Raw genomic sequence first — 17,504 nt, 5'->3', positions numbered from 1 at the left:
TTTGTAGCGAAATACACAATAATTAATAAAAAAAACCTTAAATTTAAAAAAGCGAATGTACAGGTTTTTTATTTTTAGAAGTTCCATAATAAAAATCAATAGTAATAATAAATAATAAATATCTACTATGAGAACAAAATTATTTTCCTTCGTCATAATGTTTGTTACAATTGTAGGTTTTGCACAGCAGGACGCGCAATTTACACAATACATGTACAATACTATAAATATTAATCCTGCCTATGCAGGTTCTCGTGGAGCTTTAAGCGTTTTTGGCCTATACCGCACACAATGGGTCGGACTAGATGGAGCTCCTGAAACTAGTAGTTTTTCAGTCAATACACCAATTAATAATAGTAATATAGGAATTGGAGCTTCGCTATTAAATGATAAGATCGGACCAACAAATGAGAATAATATCTCCGTTGATCTTTCTTATACTGTTCAGACATCTGCTAATTTCAAACTTTCTTTTGGTATTAAAGGAACTGCTAATATCTTCAATTTAGATGTGAGCAAACTAAATCCGGAAGATCAGGGAGATCCGCAGTTTCAGGATCTCGACAATAAATTCTCTCCAAATGTGGGAGCCGGGATATATTGGCATTCTGATAAAGCATATATTGGTTTGTCTGTACCTAATTTTATTGAAACCAATCGATATGACGATAATGACGTAGCGATTTACAAAGATAAAATCAATTATTATTTGATGGCCGGTTATGTATTTGATCTTGATAAATACCAATACATAAAATTCAAACCTGCTGTACTTACCAAAATGGTAGAAGGCGCACCACTTCAGGTAGATGTATCAGCCAATTTTATGTTTTATGACAAATTTGTAGTCGGTGTTGCTTACAGATGGAGCGCCTCACTTAGTGCTATGGTAGGATTTCAGATCACAGATGGACTTTATTTAGGTTATGGTTATGATCGTGAAACCACAAACTTAAATAATTATAATTCAGGATCGCATGAGATATTCCTTCGCTATGAATTCTTCAAAAACAATAGTAAAATGACAACTCCACGTTTCTTCTAAAAAACTACGATTATGAAAAATTATCTACTTCTTTGCCTAATAATTGTAAATGTTTTTTCATTTGACAGTTATGCACAGCAATCAAAAATAAAAGCTGCCGATAAAAAGTACGACAGTTACGCTTATATTGATGCCATAAAAACCTACGAGAAGGTAGCAAACAAAGGATATAAGTCTGAAGATATGTTTAAGAAACTTGGGAATTCATACTACTTCAATTCAAATTTTGAAGGAGCCTCAAAGTGGTATGGTGAACTATTTGCCATGAATACTTCTGTCGAACCTGAGTATTATTACAGATACGCACAATCGTTAAAATCTACTGGAGAACCTAATAAGGCCAATAAACTTTTGGGTGAATTTAATGCGAAAAATAAAACAGATAATAGAGGAAAACTTTATCAGGAAAATGTAAATTACCTTGATCAGATTAAAGCTAATTCAGGGAGATATGACATTGAAAATGCCGGAATCAATTCGAAATATTCTGACTACGGAACCTTTGTTCATGACAACAAAATATATTTTACCTCTGCACGTGATACCGGTAATTTTTCTCAACGAAAACATAAATGGACAGGAGAATATTTCACTAATCTGTATATTGCTGATGTAGATTCGGCAAAAGTCAAAAAATTCAAAACCGATCTGAATACTAAATTTCATGAAGCATCGCCAGTTTTTACCAAAGATGGGAAAACAGTATATTTTACGAGAAACAATTATGCCAATGGAAAAAAAGGAAAAGATGAAGAAAAAACTACTTTAATTAAAATATACAAAGCCACGCTTGAAAATGGAAAATGGACCAACATTATCGCGTTACCTTTTACCAGTGACAATTACAGTACAGCGCATCCAGCGTTAAGTCCTGATGAAAAGACCTTGTATTTTGCATCTGATATGCCTGGAACGTTAGGCCAATCTGATCTTTACCAAGTAAGCATTAACAGCGATGGTGGTTACAGTACACCTGTAAATATGGGTAAAACCATTAATACCGAAGGAAAAGAAACATTTCCTTTTGTAACCAATGAAAACGAAATCTATTTTGCTTCAGACGGACATCCGGGACTTGGAGGATTAGATGTTTTTGCGGGAAAAATCGAAAAAGACGGAACTATAAGTGACATTCAGAATCTTGGAGCCGATATTAATTCACCAAAAGACGATTTCGCGTATGTTATTGATCCGGTTTCCCGAAAAGGATATTTCAGCTCTAATAAAGATGGCGGACAAGGATCTGATGATATTTATAAATTTTTAGAGAAAAAGCACTAAGATGCATACAGGAATTAAGCGGTACAATAACCGATTCTGAAACAGCTGTTATTTTACCAGGAGCAAAAATTTCACTTTACGAAAATATGGTAGTAATAAATACTATAATTGCTGACGTTAACGGACTTTATAAGTTTCCGGTTGATTGTGGTAAAACCTATAATGTGAGAGCTGAAAAAGAAGACTATGCAACCAGGGAAGTTAGCATAACAATTGCAAAACTCTCAGGAAAAACAAGTTTACCAATTGCTTTGGATCCTACAACTTGTAAAGTAACAATTGGTGATGATTTGGGAAAATGCTTTAAAATAAAAATGATTTATTTTGATTTGGATAAGTCTAACATTAGAACAGAAGCAGCCATTGATTTAGAAAAAATATTGGTTGTCTTAAATGAAAACCCAGGCATGAAACTGGATATTCGTTCGCATACAGATAGTCGCGCAACCTTTAAATACAATGAAGCACTATCTGACAGAAGAGCGAAATCTACCATAGAATGGCTAATTAAAAATGGTGTCGCTACCAGCAGATTAAGCGGTAAAGGGTATGGCGAAACACAGCTTGTTAATAAATGTGCCGATGATGTACCATGTACAGAAGCAGAACATCAGGAAAACAGACGAAGTGAATTTATTATTACTGCATTGTAATTTAGTTAATTAAGATTTTTATACATTTTTAAAGCTGTCTTTTTAGGCAGCTTTTTTTTATAAAAAAAACCGCTGTAACCCCGTAAAGGGCTACAACGATCACTAAAAAACCAACCAGTTTTAAATTATCTTAAATTCTAACGAATATATTAGTATAGTATTTATTTCCTGTTGCAGGATCTGTCGTAACAGATAATCCGAAGTGGGTAAAATTACCTTCGATATTTTCTTTGTGTCCAGGACTTTCTAGCCAGGCTTTTAATACAGCCTCAGAAGTTTTATAATTGTAGGCTACATTTTCACCCACATTTTTGGCACCAAGTACTTGCATAACATTTTCAGATCGCGCCGTAAAATCATTATGATTTACAACATTATTGGCAATCATGTAAGCATTATGTTCCTGACATTTATAAGAGATATGATTTATTCTTTGCAATGCATTTAAACCAATTCGTACCCGGTAATCGTTTATTAATTGCATGGTTTGTAACTCTGAATCGTTGTAAGTATAATTCGTTATCAGAGCTTCAGTTGTAGTACTACTCTCCGTTCCTTCGGCAGTATCTGCAGAGCATGAGTTCATTGCAATAAAAATTGCAATGAACAGCATGGTGTGCATAATTTTCTTCTTCATAGTCATCAGTAGTTTATGCAGGCTTAAAGTAAATGTTGGGGCAAATCCTTTAAATTTTTATATTTAATTAAATCGTTTTTTTCTTACACCAAACGTATTCAATTTACCGGTAAACTACAAAAATAATCGACGAACTACATGTTAATTTTTTCTTTTAAGATAATTTTCTTACAACTAAGACGATAATCGCTCAATTTTCCACGAATAATCAGATTGACTTTGGTATCTAATCCTGTCATGTAATCTATTTGGTCTTCCTTGCCAAAATTCTACTTCCAGAGGAGTTACTAAAAATCCACCCCAATTTTCAGGTCTCGGAATCGGTTTTCCTTCAAATTCTGCTTCTAATTTCTTTAAGTTTTCTTCTAAAAAAGTTCTCGACGGAATCACTTCACTTTGATTCGAAACGATAGCGCCTAACTTACTCCCGTCCGGGCGGGAATCAAAATAGCCGTCTGATATGTTTTCAGAAGTTTTTTGAGCAATTCCTTTAATAATCACCTGACGTTCCATTTCGGGCCAAAAAAAAGACAAACAAACATGTGGGTTTGCCGTAATTGCTTTTCCTTTTTCAGAATTATAATTGGTATAAAAAATAAACCCTTCTTCAGAAAATTTCTTTAATAAAACTACTCGGGATTTCGGAAAACCATCCAAACCAATTGTAGAAACGGTCATGGCGTTTACTTCTCCGCTTCCGCCAAAGTCCTCCACTTCATGAAACCATCGGTTAAAAAGATTGATTGGATCTTCCGGAATATTACTTTCTAATAATTCGCTTTTCTCGTAAGACTTTCTATAATTGCTTAAATCGTTCATTTTTTTAGATTATTAGATTGTTAGACTTCTTAGATTTTTAGATTTGACTCATAACTTCTAACTCATAATTCATAACTTTTACCACTCAAAACTTCTTCCGTCATCTGCAAGAACCACATTTGGAAAAACAGTTTCTGCTTCTTCTTTAAAACGTTCCAGGCCGTCATATCGTGTTGAATAATGCCCTAAAACCAATTGTTTTACATTTGCTTTAAGCGCAATTCTCGCAGCTTCTTTTGCTGTGGAATGCAGTGTTTTTTCTGCTAAAAGCGCTTCTGATTCTAAAAATGTTGATTCGTGATATAAAACGTCTACATTTTCAATAATCGGAATTATGGCTTCATTATAAACCGTGTCTGAGCAAAAAGCATAACTCATGGACGGAATTGGGTCGAAAGATAATTTTGCGTTTTCAATTACGGTTCCGTTATCCAGTGTAACATTTCCTCCACCTTTTATTTTTTGATAATAAGCTGTGTGAATATTATAATGTTGAACGGCTTCCACATTAAGTTTTCTGTCACCAGGCTTTTCCCTAAACAGAAATCCATTTGTGTACACTCGATGTTTCAACGGAATCGTTTTTACAATTACTTTGCTGTCTTCAAATATAACCTCACTTTCAGTTGATTCCAATTCATGAAAAAACAGATTATAAGTAGTCCAGGCATTCGATAATCTCAATTGTAACGTAATGATTTCCTTCACTCCTTTTGGTCCGTAAATATGTAAATCGGTTGTACGTCCTAAAAGTGCAAAAGTCGAAATGGTTCCGATTAATCCAAAGAAATGATCTCCATGCAAATGCGAAATAAAAATGTGATTAATTTTGGAAAATTTAATCTTGTTTTTACGCAATTGAACCTGAGTTCCTTCGCCACAGTCAATTAAAAACAATCTGTTCTTAATTTCTAAAACCTGCGAAGTCGGGTTTGTAATGGTTCTGGGAGTTGCGGCATAACAGCCAAGTATGGTTAATTTCATTTTAGATTTTAGAATTTAGATTGCAGATTTTAGATTAAAAAACATTTTAGATTCAGTATTAAAAAAATCTAAAATCTAAAATCAGAAACCTAAAATTAAAACCCGAGGTCTCTTTCAATTTCTTCCATTTCGATAATATCATGCGCTTCCAAAAGAGAAGGAACCACCACTAATTTATCAGAAATCGAGTTGAAATCAAGATCAGAAACTACAATTACAAATGATTTTTTTGATTTCTTTTGTTGTTTAGAAAGTGGTAAAAAAAGTTTTAAATCGCTTTCAGACAAATTAGAATCTGCTGACAAATCGATTATAATATTTTGTTTTTCAAAGGTTTTAAATTGTTGCGTCACTTTCTCCAAAAAAGAATTAAAATCTCCCTGGGTGTTTTTAATCGTAACGGTATGTCCTTTTTGATCTACTTTCATTTTACTAAGGTACGAAGTTTTTTTATTTTATGTTTTTGTTTCAGGTTTATCAGGCTGAGCGGAATCGAAGCCCTTTTTACCTTTCAAGCCTTCGACTCCGTTCAGGATGACACCTAGTTAGAGACAAAGTTAAATCCTGAAAACTGCGACTGCCACTGAATACTATTACTGAATTTTAGACGCTAAAAGATAAATAACCGCCATTCTAATCGCTACTCCGTTCTCTACCTGATTCAGGATTACAGAATGATCTGAGTCCGCTACTTCAGAAGTAATCTCTACTCCCCTGTTGATTGGTCCCGGGTGCATGATGACGATTTCTTTTCCCAGAGAATCCAGAAGCGGTTTATCTACTCCGTACTGCTGTGCATATTCTCTTGTTGAAGGGAAAAAGTTCACATCCATACGTTCGTTTTGTACACGAAGCATATTGGCAACGTCGCACCATTCTAATGCTTTTCGCAAATTCGGCTCGACCGTAACTCCAAGTGATTCGATATATCTCGGAATTAGCGTTTTTGGCCCGCAAACTTTTACTTCTGCGCCTTGCATTTTTAATGCATATATATTGGATAAGGCAACTCTTGAATGCAGAATATCGCCTACAATAACTACTTTTTTTCCAGCAACATCACCCAGTTTTTCTCTGATCGAATAACTGTCTAATAATGCCTGTGTTGGGTGTTCGTGCGCGCCGTCGCCAGCGTTTACGATACTTGCTTTGACATTTTTAGATAAAAAATAAGCCGCTCCGGGATTGGAGTGGCGCATTACAACCATATCCACTTTCATTGAAAGGATATTGTTTACAGTATCAATAAGTGTTTCTCCTTTTTTAACCGAAGACTGAGCTGCAGAAAAACTAATCACATCTGCCGATAATCTTTTTTGGGCTAACTCGAACGAAAGTTTGGTTCTGGTACTGTTTTCGAAGAAAATGTTAGCAATGGTAATATCTCGTAATGAAGGAACTTTTTTAATTGGTCGGTTAATGACTTCTTTAAAATGATCTGCCGTTTCAAAAATTAGGTTAATATCATTCTCGTTGATGTATTTAATTCCTAATAAATGATTTACGCTTAATTCTTTCATTTTTATTTCTTTAATATTTATTTGTCAAATTCCTGAATTTCTGAAACATTCAGTCCTTCAATGCTTTTTTTAAGAGCAGTTCCTTTTATTGAATCATTCGCTCTACAACCTCGCCGTAATCCTGTAAATCTCTTCCGTCTTCATCAAAAATATGCTGCCATCTAAAACCCGGAATTTCTATTTTCGTTCTTGCAGATGGACTCCACTTTATTTGAAAACCGTTGTTTCTTAAAACTTCGGCCACTTTTTTCCAACTTCCATTGCAATGGCATCATCAGAATTATCTACTTTCTGAAAAGCGATAAACAAACCCGGATCTTTTACTGCCACAGCTCTCGCCAAATCTTGTTGATGATAAAAACAATAACCGTCAGACCAGACTTCGTTTTCCTGCAGCTCTCTTTCCACCTCAACTACTTCATATTCACCTTCTGTAGTCGTATAACCTGCATTGTGAAGCGCAACGATATTTTCATCACCTAATTCATCAAACGCTTTTATTAGTCTTTCAGTATCTGTTGGACTTTTCCATTGTTTACTTTCTGCAAGCAACTTTTGGTATTCTTCTTTTATGGTATCAAAAGCCCACTCTTCTGAAATTTCATCTTCAAATTCGTTGTCTTCAATTTCTTCTATGATGTTCTCTTTGATCTCATCAACAGAAAGAAACCCCATTCTAACCTGATTAAAAATTGATTCGTAAATAAACGCTTTGTTCTCTGTCATTCTTTTTTGTTTAATCGTTTATTTTATTGTTTAACCGTTGATTTGTTAAATTGTTTAATCGTTTAGTTTTTGCGATTAAACGGTTAAACGATTTACCGATTAAACTTTTAATTCGTTATCAGATATACGGCATCTTCGCCTTCATTTTCTTTCCAGCTTACTTTTACTTTTTCATCGTTAATGGCATCTACCTGACGACCGCGATAATCGGGCTGAATGGGCAGGTTTCTGCTAAAACGTCTGTCGATTAATACTAACAATTCGATTTCTGACGGTCTTCCGAAAGACTGAATTGCGGTTAAGGCAGAACGAATGCTTCGTCCGGTAAACAAAACGTCATCGATAAAAATGACTTTTTTATTTTCTACTATAAAATTGATTTGAGTTTTATTGGCTTCAAGCGGTTTATCCGTACGACGAAAATCATCTCTAAAAAAAGTGATGTCTAAATATCCCAAAGAAATTTCAGGAGTCAGGTATTCGTTTTCTAATATTTGTTTTAAACGTTCAGCTAAAAAAACGCCTCTTGGCTGAATTCCGACTAAAATAGTATCAGAGAAATCAAGATGTTTTTCGATTAACTGACAAGCCAAACGATGGAGTATGATAGTAACTTCTTTTGAATTAAGTAATACTTTTTGGCTCATAATTAAGTGTGATGTTTGGTTGGGCAAATATACGAAATCAGAATTTATTTGTTGGGGTGTTGGGTGGGGAAATATTTTTAATGAAATTAAAATCGATGAATCATTTTCTTTAGCAGTTATTTTTTCACATAATAATCTTACTTTTTACAATCACTATAGTATAAAATCATATTTTAGCTAAGTAAAAGAATATTTTCAAATCAAATATTCTATAAAATATAAAAGAAGTAAATCAATTAATATCCTTAAGATTTATCAGATAAACCATGAGTATATATTCACAACAAGAAATTGAAAGTTTAAAACAACTTGATGAAGAAATGACTTCAGAATTAGAAGCTATGCTACCAGAAGTATTACATAACTTTAGTAAAGAAAAAGGACGAGCATGTTCTGTTCATTCATTACATGGTACAATTGGGGGAAAAAATAATACTTATGTTGATAGCATCCGTACTCAATTTAGTGATCCAAATGATTTTAAAGCGAAATGGCTTGAAGGATTTATAGCTTATATTGGAGATAAATCATATTCACCATTAAGAAATCTTATGAAAGATAAAACTTTTAGAAACTATACATTAACTTTTCTTGAACGCAATTTTTATAGAAATCTTTTAGCACGAACTAGAATAAAACCTAATGAAAGTCTGTGGAAAATTTGGTTTGGTGGAGGGAAATTCTTTTGGGGGTTAATAATTGCTCCAACATTTAGAGAAAAGATTTGGACTAATGATGTGAGTGAAATTAGAAGAGCAAATTATATGTATTGGACTGTAGGGCATGTAATGGAAACTGGTTTAATTGATCCTGAAAATAATGGATCATACAAATTTGATAAACTTGATGATTTACTAAATTTTTATAGGAGTATTTTGAAAAGGGTTTCTAACTCACAATATGAAAAAGAAATTTTTGATCATTATGTAGAATATCTAAAATGTTCGGAAGATCCATTTTCGGAACCATTTTTAATTCCAGAATTAAGATATGCTGGATTAGAAGTTGACCACGAACATCGATTAGATTTTACAATTTTAAATTCGCACACAATGGACATGATAGGATTTGAGTTTAGTCCCCACTCTACACATATGTCAGTTTCAAAAATTAAAGACAAGCTCCAAAAAGATGTAAATTCAGAATTAAGTATTAAATGGAACAAAGAAATGATGAAAAGAAATAAATATTTTTCAAATTTCGGAATTACTACAGTAACGTTTACAGATGATAACCTACTAAATATTCCTAATTGTTTTGAAACAATGAAACATTATTTATCTACCAGACCCAAAACCAAAGTTAATCTAGATGAACAAATAGCTAGATTAGAAAATATATAACCTTTTAATAATTCAATCATCTTTACTGAAAACTCCATATTTAAAATAATATTTATATACAAATGCAATTAACAAAAGAACAATTACTTGAAATAAACGAAATTGGCAGATACATAATTAAATTATCTGATTATTTTACTGATTTTGAAGATGATCTACTTTATTCAGAAGAAAGAATAGAAGAAATAATTAGCAATGAAGAAGATATTGATTATATACATATAGATTTTCCTGGTGAGCATGAGAACGCATCCATTGAAACATCTGAATTTCTAAAACTTGGAGATGAAATTAAATCGATCAAAGTAATTAACAAATCTCATATAAAAACCAATCTACGAAGTTATTATATTGTCGCTGCGACAGATTCCGAAGAAACACATGTTTTGAGCGAATATAGCGACATTAAAACAACTTCAATAAACGGAACTGAAATAAATATCTTAACTGAATCAATAATTGTTGGCTTAGCAGCAACAAAACTTGATGAATACGATAAAGATTATTGGGGGACGTTTAGTCAATATTTTTCAATTGAAATTATTTACGGTAGTAAGGAAAACGTCTTATCACAAGAAAAGGAAATTGACTTACTAAATGCTTTTATATTTGAAGTTGCTGATACCACAGGAATTGCTTTAAATTTATCAGAAATTAATAATCCTATGAATGATTATTATGAATATGATGAGTCCGTAAATGTAACTCAAACTCTTAGAGAATTAGAACCGTTTAATGAAGGAATGAAACTTTTTGTTTCTGCTGTACAGATAAAAGATTCAGAATTAAAATTTCTAAATTTTTATAAAGTTCTAGAACATTTTGCACCAATTGCTGTAAATATTGAAGCTAATGAGTTAATGAGAAAAAAATTAGATGCCCCAAAAAATTTATTCGAGGATGGAGACTTTATTAGATCAATTTTTCAATTGGCTAATTCTATGCGCGATAGATATAATGATGAAGATTTAATTAAAGCCGCATTTAATACATGCTTTGATTTTATTGGGTTATTTGAAGAACTTCCTACATCAATACAAAAAAAAATAACTAATCATTTGAAAATTAAAAAATTAGAATATGGCGGAGATAGACAACAATTAACAACAGCAAGCAATATTGCTGCAAAAATTATATATAAAACTCGTAACAAGGTTGTTCATGCAAAATCAAACTTTATTCCAGATGGAGAAGAAATTCAAAATCACGAATTTGAAAATTTAAATCATTTTATGAAATCAGCAAGTTCACAAGCTATAAGATGGTATTCACGACAGCCAAATCATTTAAAAAGAGAAATTATAAAATAAATCTATCCTACCATTAAATTTGATAAAACAAAAAAACACCAAACATCATGAGAAAAATAATCGTCATAACCATGATTACAATCGATGGCGTAATGCAGGCACCTGGTGGTCCTGAAGAAGATACTTCGGGTGGTTTTGAATACGGAGGCTGGGTGGCGACTTTTGGAGATGAAGAATATGGCAATGTCATGCAGGAACAAATGAAACCTGCCGATATTCTTTTGGGCAGAAAAACATTTGATATTTTTGAAGACTATTGGCCAAAACATGCAGAAGGCTGGCCGGGAATTAATGAAGTTACTAAATACGTTTTGTCTTCCTCCAGAAAAAACTCTGACTGGGAAAATACCGAATTTCTTTCTACTATCGAAGACATCAAAAAACTCAAAAATTCAGAAGGCGGAGACATTAAAGTTTGGGGAAGCGCAACACTTGTTCAACTCTTGCTTCAACATGATTTAGTTGATGAACTTGGACTCTTAATTTATCCCATCATTTTAGGCAAAGGAAAAAAATTGTTTGATGATAGTTCAACTCCGGCGGGATTTACCTTAATTGAAAGTACGGTTACGCCAAGCGGTGTTATTGCGGTGAGTTATAAACGCGGTGGAGAAGTTAAGACCGGAACTATTGGAGAGTAAAAAATCGAATAGTTTATAAGTCCCATCGGGACGTCATATTTATAGAACTAAATAAGTCGAGTTCAAAAAAGCCCCATCGGGGTGATATTTTACTACCACAATAAAAACGATATGTCGCTCCGCTGGAGCTTTTTCTCTCTTACGAAAATTAATTATCTATAAACATTATGCTCCGCTGGAGCTTTCTAATTTGAGATCAGAAAATAAAAAAGTTTATGAAAGAAAACCTTAAACAGTTTATAGCGGAACCTAAAAACATATTTCTCATAGACGCTTTTGGTGCGATACTTACGGCTTTTTTACTTTTTTTCGTTCTCAGAACTTTCAATACCTACATTGGTTTGTCTAAAACCACTTTGGAATATCTTTCTTTGATAGCCCTGACATTTTCAATTTATTCCTTTTCATGCTTCTTTCTGGTAATTAATAATTGGAAATCCTACTTAATAATAATCTGCATTGCCAATACATTCTATTGTGTTTTGACTTTTGGAATCATCCTTTATTACCAAAGTATTTCACTTTTGGGTATCGCTTATTTTCTGGGCGAAGTATTAATTATTGCAGGACTTGTATTCTTAGAAATCAAAACAATAAGGAGCAAGACTCTATTTAAAAATTAAATTATTTCTGAAGATATTTTCAATAATAAGATGAAAATTAATATTTCGCTTCTCTGGAGTTTTTTCTTTTACGTATAATTAATTAGCTATAAATATTATGCTCCGCTGGAGCTTTTGTCTTAACAAAATTAACTTGCTATAAAGATTTGCTTCTTTGGAGTTTAATTTAAAACTTCCTAATACAAGTATGCTTTTTATATAGATGTTATTCATTAAATTCCAAGTTAAATAATTGACTAAATTTAATACAATTAAGTCCCATAGGGACAGCATGTTTATAGCAATTTTGTAGATTTATTTTATTGAACCCCATCGGGGTGACATATAATTTAAATATACAATTTATGGCAAATACGTATTCGCAATTATACATTCATATTGTTTTTGCAGTCAAGGGAAGACAAAGCCTGATTTCAGCAAATTGGAAGGAAGAAATTTATAAATATATTACTGGTATTGTTACAAATAAGGGACAAAAGCTAATAGCTATTAACGGAATGCCCGATCACATTCACATTTTAATAGGTTTAAAACCAGATAAGTCGATTTCAGATTTAGTTAGAGATATAAAATCAAATTCATCAAAGTTTATAAATGATAGAAAATGGATTAACGCAAAGTTCGAATGGCAAACTGGATTTGGAGCTTTCTCATGCAGTCATTCTCAATTAAAAAATGTTATAAATTATATTCAACGTCAGGAAGAAAATCATAAAACAAAAACTTTCAAAGAAGAATACATTGAATTTTTGCAATTATTTAATATTGAGTTTAAAGATGAATATCTATTTAGTGAGATTTAATAATCAAATGTAATCGGATAATATATTTCGCTCCTCTGGAGCTCTTCTCAATCATTCATAATGAATTAGCTATAAACATTATGCTCTGCTGGAGCTTAAATCCAAGATCTAAAATTTATCTATAAATAAAATATCCTCCGGAGCTTTTCTCAATCACTCATAATGAATTAGCTATAAACATTATGCTCCGCTGGAGCTTAAATCCGAGATCTAAAATTTATCTATAAATAAAATATCCTCCAGAGCTTTTCTCAATCACTCATAATGAATTAGCTATAAACATTATGCTCTGCTAGAGCTTTCAATTTTGAATATCTTTCACATTTACTCTTCATTATTTTAAAACAAATCTCCAAATCATAGAACTTTTCAACTAAATTATATAAAACATTTTTTTGCTGATTGAAGTAATTTTAATCTAACGATAATTAGAATACTAGATTCTTTTTAAAACATTTAAAACAGCAAAATCATGCAAAAGAACATTACACGTTTGTTAATGGTATTTGTAATACTATTTTCATTCACAAGTTGCGAAGTTATTGGAGACATTTTTAAAGCCGGAATGGGATTCGGGATCTTTATCGTAATCTTTATTGTTGCGATCATTATTTTCATTTTCGCTAAGCTCTTCGGCAGAAAATAAAACATAAAAAAATCCCAAATTCCATTTTTAATTGGAATTTGGGATTTTTTATATTGTAATTGTACATTAAAGATTGTACATTTTCTTTCTTAATTCCTGGATTTTATCATCTTCCAAGTATTCGTCAAACGTCATGTAACGGTCGATTGCTCCGTTTGGCGTTAACTCCACTACTCTATTACCAACAGTTTGTGCAAACTCGTGATCATGCGTTGTAAAAATCACAGAACCTTTAAAATTTTTCAATGAGTTGTTAAAAGCGGTAATCGACTCCAAATCTAAGTGATTTGTTGGTTCGTCTAACATTAAGATATTAGCGCGTTCCATCATCATTCTGGATAGCATACAACGTACTTTTTCTCCTCCTGATAACACACGGCTTGTTTTTAAAGCTTCTTCTCCAGAGAAAATCATTTTCCCTAAGAAACCTCTAATAAAAACCTCATCGCGCTCTTCTTCTGTTTTTGCATATTGACGTAACCAGTCTACCAAAGTCAAATCATTTTCAAAGAAAGAATGATTTTCAGCTGGCAAATAGGCTTGGTTGGTTGTAATTCCCCAATCAAAAGTTCCGGCATCAGCTTGCTGGTTTCCGTTTAATATTTCGTAGAAAGCGGTTGTAGCACGTGAATCTTTAGAGAAAAGAACGATTTTGTCGCCTTTCGCCATATTCAAATGAACACCTTTAAACAAAAGATCACCTTCTACAGAAGCTTCTAAATTTTCAACATTCAAAATCTGATCTCCTGCCTCACGATCCTGATCAAAAATAATTGCAGGATAACGACGGCTTGAAGGTTTGATATCTGAAATGTTCAATTTAGAAATCATTTTTTTACGAGAAGTTGCCTGTTTTGATTTAGCAACGTTTGCACTAAAACGACGAATAAATTCTTCAAGTTCTTGTTTCTTCTCTTCTGCTTTTTTGTTTTGCTGTGCACGTTGTTTTGCCGCTAATTGGCTAGACTCGTACCAAAACGTATAGTTTCCTGAATAGTGATTGATTTTTCCGAAATCAATATCAGAAATATGTGTACAAACCGAATCTAAAAAGTGACGGTCGTGAGATACTACGATTACTGTGTTTTCATAATTGGCTAAGAAATTTTCTAACCAGGCGATTGTCTCGAAATCCAAATCGTTGGTAGGCTCATCCATAATAAGCAAATCCGGGTTTCCAAAAAGCGCCTGCGCCAAAAGCACTCGAACTTTTATTTTCCCCTCTAGATCTCCCATTAATGTATAATGATGCTCTTCGTTGATTCCTAAGTTAGACAACATTGACGCAGCGTCAGAATCTGCATTCCATCCGTTCATTTCTTCAAACTGAACCTGAAGCTCTCCAATTCTGTCAGCGTTTTTGTCGTTGTAGTCTAAATAAAGTTCATCCATTTCTTTTTTAACAGCATACAAAACTTTATTTCCCATCAAAACGGTTTCCAAAACCGTATGCTCGTCGAACATGTTGTGATTTTGGTTCAAAACCGACATACGTTTTCCTGGTTCTAAATGAATGTGGCCAGAAGTTGGGTCGATATCACCCGAAATGATTTTTAGAAAAGTAGATTTTCCAGCACCATTGGCTCCAATAACGCCGTAAATATTTCCGTGAGTGAAAGTGGTATTTACTTCGTCAAACAAAATTCGTTTGCCAAATTGAACTGATAAATTATTGACTGTTAACATGAATGTCTTTTTAATTAATTTTGCGCAAAATTACGAAAAAAGGTTCAGTGGTGCAAGTGAACTTAGCAGCTATGTTTTTTTATTGTTGGCGCTTATTTTTTCACCGTATAAGTGATATAAGTTCATTTAAAACTAAGCTTGTGATTGTATTGGCTATATTAAAATCATATAAGCTTTATGACTATTAAACGTTTTTCACCACATAAGTAATATAAGCTCATTTAAAACTAAGCTTGTGATTGTATTGGCTATATTAAAATCATATAAGCTTTATGAATATTAAAAGTTTTTCTCCATATAAGTAATATAAGTTCATTTAAAACTAAGCTTGTGATTGTATTGGCTATATTAAAATCATATAAGCTTTATGAATATTAAAAGTTTTTCACCATATAAGTAATATAAGCTCATTTAAAACTAAGCTTGTGATTGTATTGGCTATATTAAAATCATATAAGTTTTATGAATATTAAAAGTTTTTCATCAAATAAGTAATATAGGTTCATTTAAAACTAAGCTTGTGATTGTATTGGCTATATTAAAATCATATAAGCTTTATGAATATTTTAAGCAAGCCTTACATTTCTTATATTACTTACATGGTTTAAAAAAACTACAGTTTACTTTCCTTTGCCAGCGCAACTTCCAAGCTTTCGAAATTGGGCAAGACTTTCGAAATCAAACCTTCTTTGTTCAGGATAAAATGCGTAGGGAAAGCATTTAAATCCAATGTTTCGTTCATGTAGATTTTCATGTTTGGAATAACAGCATAGGACAATGGCTTTCTTGCTAAAAAGGCCTTTAGTTGTTCTGGAGAATCTTCGGCTAAACTTATAAAGAGAATGTCTTTTCTGTCTTTATATTCTGCTGCTAAACGGTTTACCTGTGGAAATTCTCTTATACATGGCGTGCAGTGAATGTACCAGCATTTTATCACAATGATTTTTCCTTTCATGGTTTCGTTTGAAACTTCATTTCCGTTTAAATCTTTAAATGAAAATTTAGGAAAAGCACTGCCTTCCATTTTATAGTTTTTAAGGGCATCAAAACCTATTTGATTGATGGTTGCTTTTATACTTGAATCTGTTTTTGGGTCAATTTTGAACAGTTTGTAATAATAAATCGAATCATCCGATTTTAATCGGATTGGAATAAAATTTCCGTTGGTCAATTCGCTCAGAAAAGTTTCTTTTGAAATTTCTTTCGAATCAAAATCAAATGCCTTAAAATCTCTGGAAAGCATTATTTTTTTCCGTTGATAATTTGACCAATCGCTGTATTTACTTTGAATTTGAATGGGATCGACTTCTGGTTTTCCGTATTTGGTTTGGCTGAAGGAAGAAGTAAAAATGAAAAGAAGTGTAATTAGACTGATGAATTTCTGCATGGATTCTATTTGATTTCAAAAATAGTAAAAAGTTTCACGCAGATTTTGCTGATTTGAGCAGATTTTTTTCCGTTGCTTTATTTTAATTGAAAACTGAGCAATTCAGTAAGTTCAATATCTAAAGCATTTGCAATTCTTATAAGAGTTTTTATACCTGTATTTATTTTAGCTCTTTCAATTCTGCCAATCTGATTCCTTGGAATACCACAATCATCAGCTAAATCCTGTTGAGATAAACCTTTTTTTTCACGTAATTGCCTAATATGAATTCCAAGATTCATAATAAAAGTTTCTTCTGAAATATCCATATTTCAAAAGTCATAACAATTATTTTTTAATATGACACAAATTTGTGTCAAAAATTAATATATTTACTAAAAAAACAAGATAATGATTACAAATAACATTTCGAATAAAATTGAAAACAGATTAAACGATTTTTTTACTGATAAGATCGATTGTAAAGAGATGGCAAAAATGATAAGGGAAGTAAATAATGCACTTTCATTATGTGCTATGAGAGGATGTGAAACTTTAGAATCTGAAATAAAGAATATTGATGATAATTTTTACTGGCTTAATAAACTTGCAGAAATTTTAGATCCTTATTTGGACGCTTAAATAATTAATAGAAATTATTTTAATCCATAAAAAAACCCGGCAATAAATTGCCGGGCTTATAATGCGCTCCTCTAAGTGAAAACCAAATAACAAATCACTTAAATTCGATGCATTTATTCGAAATAAAAACCA

The 17,504-nt window shown here is 32.3% G+C and carries 19 protein-coding genes and 1 pseudogene; 9 read left to right on the top strand and 11 right to left on the bottom strand.

Features of this window, described 5'->3' with window-relative positions; all coding sequences use genetic code 11:
• Positions 1 to 127 precede the first annotated feature (127 nt).
• Together IHE43_RS10850 and IHE43_RS10845 are read left to right on the top strand one after the other, a co-directional pair.
• Positions 128 to 1,045, top strand: coding sequence for a type IX secretion system membrane protein PorP/SprF (locus IHE43_RS10850; protein ID WP_192187946.1), 918 nt, complete (start codon positions 128 to 130; stop codon positions 1,043 to 1,045).
• 12 nt (positions 1,046 to 1,057) lie between these two features.
• A pseudogene (locus tag IHE43_RS10845) lies at positions 1,058 to 2,979 on the top strand (OmpA family protein).
• Between the two features lie 130 nt (positions 2,980 to 3,109).
• On the opposite strand, the gene IHE43_RS10840 reads toward IHE43_RS10845, so the two are convergent.
• From IHE43_RS10840 to pyrR, 8 genes are all read right to left on the bottom strand, one after another.
• The gene (locus IHE43_RS10840; protein WP_192187945.1) at positions 3,110 to 3,616 is read right to left on the bottom strand and encodes a CAP domain-containing protein; all 507 of its coding nucleotides are present in this window, start codon (positions 3,614 to 3,616) and stop codon (positions 3,110 to 3,112) included.
• A gap of 174 nt (positions 3,617 to 3,790) precedes the next feature.
• Positions 3,791 to 4,435: a pyridoxamine 5'-phosphate oxidase gene (gene pdxH / locus IHE43_RS10835; RefSeq protein ID WP_192187944.1), complete on the bottom strand. Its 645-nt coding sequence runs from the start codon at positions 4,433 to 4,435 to the stop codon at positions 3,791 to 3,793.
• A gap of 78 nt (positions 4,436 to 4,513) precedes the next feature.
• Positions 4,514 to 5,419, bottom strand: a complete 906-nt coding sequence (locus IHE43_RS10830; RefSeq protein ID WP_192187943.1) for a ribonuclease Z — start codon at positions 5,417 to 5,419, stop codon at positions 4,514 to 4,516.
• 95 nt (positions 5,420 to 5,514) lie between these two features.
• A complete protein-coding gene (locus IHE43_RS10825) occupies positions 5,515 to 5,847 on the bottom strand; it encodes a ribonuclease Z (RefSeq protein ID WP_192187942.1) in 333 nt (110 codons plus the stop codon).
• Between the two features lie 165 nt (positions 5,848 to 6,012).
• Positions 6,013 to 6,939, bottom strand: coding sequence for an aspartate carbamoyltransferase catalytic subunit (locus tag IHE43_RS10820; protein ID WP_007805228.1), 927 nt, complete (start codon positions 6,937 to 6,939; stop codon positions 6,013 to 6,015).
• Positions 6,940 to 7,024: 85 nt separating this feature from the next.
• On the bottom strand, positions 7,025 to 7,183 hold the full coding sequence (locus IHE43_RS23560; RefSeq protein ID WP_225585464.1) for a hypothetical protein: 159 nt from the start codon (positions 7,181 to 7,183) through the stop codon (positions 7,025 to 7,027).
• Positions 7,168 to 7,665 carry a hypothetical protein gene (locus IHE43_RS10815; protein WP_225585463.1) on the bottom strand — a complete coding sequence of 166 codons (498 nt, stop codon included), beginning with the start codon at positions 7,663 to 7,665 and terminating at the stop codon, positions 7,168 to 7,170. Before IHE43_RS10815 ends, IHE43_RS23560 begins: the two co-directional genes overlap by 16 nt.
• 107 nt (positions 7,666 to 7,772) lie before the next feature.
• Complete coding sequence (gene pyrR / locus IHE43_RS10810; protein ID WP_192187941.1) at positions 7,773 to 8,312, bottom strand: bifunctional pyr operon transcriptional regulator/uracil phosphoribosyltransferase PyrR; 540 nt, start codon at positions 8,310 to 8,312, stop codon at positions 7,773 to 7,775.
• Between the two features lie 266 nt (positions 8,313 to 8,578).
• Here pyrR and IHE43_RS10805 point away from each other — a divergent pair, with 266 nt between their 5' ends.
• From IHE43_RS10805 to IHE43_RS10780, 6 genes are all read left to right on the top strand, one after another.
• Positions 8,579 to 9,655: a topoisomerase II gene (locus IHE43_RS10805; RefSeq protein ID WP_192187940.1), complete on the top strand. Its 1,077-nt coding sequence runs from the start codon at positions 8,579 to 8,581 to the stop codon at positions 9,653 to 9,655.
• Between the two features lie 62 nt (positions 9,656 to 9,717).
• Positions 9,718 to 10,965 (top strand): hypothetical protein, encoded by a 1,248-nt coding sequence (locus IHE43_RS10800; protein ID WP_192187939.1) that lies wholly within the window; start codon positions 9,718 to 9,720, stop codon positions 10,963 to 10,965.
• A 47-nt stretch (positions 10,966 to 11,012) separates the two neighbouring features.
• Positions 11,013 to 11,606 (top strand): dihydrofolate reductase family protein, encoded by a 594-nt coding sequence (locus IHE43_RS10795; RefSeq protein WP_192187938.1) that lies wholly within the window; start codon positions 11,013 to 11,015, stop codon positions 11,604 to 11,606.
• Between the two features lie 215 nt (positions 11,607 to 11,821).
• Positions 11,822 to 12,229, top strand: coding sequence for a hypothetical protein (locus tag IHE43_RS10790; protein WP_192187937.1), 408 nt, complete (start codon positions 11,822 to 11,824; stop codon positions 12,227 to 12,229).
• Between the two features lie 344 nt (positions 12,230 to 12,573).
• Complete coding sequence (gene tnpA / locus IHE43_RS10785) at positions 12,574 to 13,032, top strand: IS200/IS605 family transposase (protein WP_192187936.1); 459 nt, start codon at positions 12,574 to 12,576, stop codon at positions 13,030 to 13,032.
• Positions 13,033 to 13,504: 472 nt separating this feature from the next.
• Positions 13,505 to 13,678, top strand: coding sequence for a hypothetical protein (locus IHE43_RS10780; RefSeq protein WP_164502527.1), 174 nt, complete (start codon positions 13,505 to 13,507; stop codon positions 13,676 to 13,678).
• Positions 13,679 to 13,744: 66 nt separating this feature from the next.
• On the opposite strand, the gene IHE43_RS10775 is transcribed toward IHE43_RS10780, so the two are convergent.
• From IHE43_RS10775 to IHE43_RS10765, 3 genes are all read right to left on the bottom strand, one after another.
• On the bottom strand, positions 13,745 to 15,364 hold the full coding sequence (locus IHE43_RS10775; protein WP_192187935.1) for an ABC-F family ATP-binding cassette domain-containing protein: 1,620 nt from the start codon (positions 15,362 to 15,364) through the stop codon (positions 13,745 to 13,747).
• Positions 15,365 to 15,977: 613 nt separating this feature from the next.
• The gene (locus IHE43_RS10770) at positions 15,978 to 16,751 is read right to left on the bottom strand and encodes a TlpA disulfide reductase family protein (RefSeq protein WP_192187934.1); all 774 of its coding nucleotides are present in this window, start codon (positions 16,749 to 16,751) and stop codon (positions 15,978 to 15,980) included.
• A gap of 77 nt (positions 16,752 to 16,828) precedes the next feature.
• A complete protein-coding gene (locus IHE43_RS10765) occupies positions 16,829 to 17,059 on the bottom strand; it encodes a helix-turn-helix domain-containing protein (protein WP_192187933.1) in 231 nt (76 codons plus the stop codon).
• 82 nt (positions 17,060 to 17,141) lie between these two features.
• On the opposite strand from IHE43_RS10765, the gene IHE43_RS10760 reads away from it, so the two are divergent.
• Positions 17,142 to 17,372 carry a hypothetical protein gene (locus IHE43_RS10760; protein ID WP_192187932.1) on the top strand — a complete coding sequence of 77 codons (231 nt, stop codon included), beginning with the start codon at positions 17,142 to 17,144 and terminating at the stop codon, positions 17,370 to 17,372.
• Positions 17,373 to 17,504: the final 132 nt, after the last annotated feature.

It is taken from the genome of Flavobacterium sp. MDT1-60, from assembly GCF_014844035.1.
Classification (GTDB): Bacteria; Bacteroidota; Bacteroidia; order Flavobacteriales; family Flavobacteriaceae; genus Flavobacterium.
This window is presented reverse-complemented; position numbering and strand designations above follow the sequence as displayed.

Excerpts from the sequence above, each read along its gene's own strand:
- IHE43_RS10820 (WP_007805228.1), bottom strand. The coding sequence starts at position 6,939 with ATGAAAGAATTAAGCGTAAATCATTTATTAGGAATTAAATACATCAAC.
- IHE43_RS10815 (WP_225585463.1), bottom strand. The coding sequence starts at position 7,665 with ATGACAGAGAACAAAGCGTTTATTTACGAATCAATTTTTAATCAGGTT.
- IHE43_RS10825 (WP_192187942.1), bottom strand. The coding sequence starts at position 5,847 with ATGAAAGTAGATCAAAAAGGACATACCGTTACGATTAAAAACACCCAG.
- pyrR (WP_192187941.1), bottom strand. The coding sequence starts at position 8,312 with ATGAGCCAAAAAGTATTACTTAATTCAAAAGAAGTTACTATCATACTC.
- IHE43_RS10800 (WP_192187939.1), top strand. The coding sequence starts at position 9,718 with ATGCAATTAACAAAAGAACAATTACTTGAAATAAACGAAATTGGCAGA.
- IHE43_RS10765 (WP_192187933.1), bottom strand. The coding sequence starts at position 17,059 with ATGGATATTTCAGAAGAAACTTTTATTATGAATCTTGGAATTCATATT.
- IHE43_RS10790 (WP_192187937.1), top strand. The coding sequence starts at position 11,822 with ATGAAAGAAAACCTTAAACAGTTTATAGCGGAACCTAAAAACATATTT.
- IHE43_RS10775 (WP_192187935.1), bottom strand. The coding sequence starts at position 15,364 with ATGTTAACAGTCAATAATTTATCAGTTCAATTTGGCAAACGAATTTTG.
- IHE43_RS10850 (WP_192187946.1), top strand. The coding sequence starts at position 128 with ATGAGAACAAAATTATTTTCCTTCGTCATAATGTTTGTTACAATTGTA.
- pdxH (WP_192187944.1), bottom strand. The coding sequence starts at position 4,435 with ATGAACGATTTAAGCAATTATAGAAAGTCTTACGAGAAAAGCGAATTA.
- IHE43_RS10830 (WP_192187943.1), bottom strand. The coding sequence starts at position 5,419 with ATGAAATTAACCATACTTGGCTGTTATGCCGCAACTCCCAGAACCATT.
- IHE43_RS10780 (WP_164502527.1), top strand. The coding sequence starts at position 13,505 with ATGCAAAAGAACATTACACGTTTGTTAATGGTATTTGTAATACTATTT.
- IHE43_RS10770 (WP_192187934.1), bottom strand. The coding sequence starts at position 16,751 with ATGCAGAAATTCATCAGTCTAATTACACTTCTTTTCATTTTTACTTCT.
- tnpA (WP_192187936.1), top strand. The coding sequence starts at position 12,574 with ATGGCAAATACGTATTCGCAATTATACATTCATATTGTTTTTGCAGTC.
- IHE43_RS10795 (WP_192187938.1), top strand. The coding sequence starts at position 11,013 with ATGAGAAAAATAATCGTCATAACCATGATTACAATCGATGGCGTAATG.
- IHE43_RS10840 (WP_192187945.1), bottom strand. The coding sequence starts at position 3,616 with ATGAAGAAGAAAATTATGCACACCATGCTGTTCATTGCAATTTTTATT.
- IHE43_RS10760 (WP_192187932.1), top strand. The coding sequence starts at position 17,142 with ATGATTACAAATAACATTTCGAATAAAATTGAAAACAGATTAAACGAT.
- IHE43_RS10805 (WP_192187940.1), top strand. The coding sequence starts at position 8,579 with ATGAGTATATATTCACAACAAGAAATTGAAAGTTTAAAACAACTTGAT.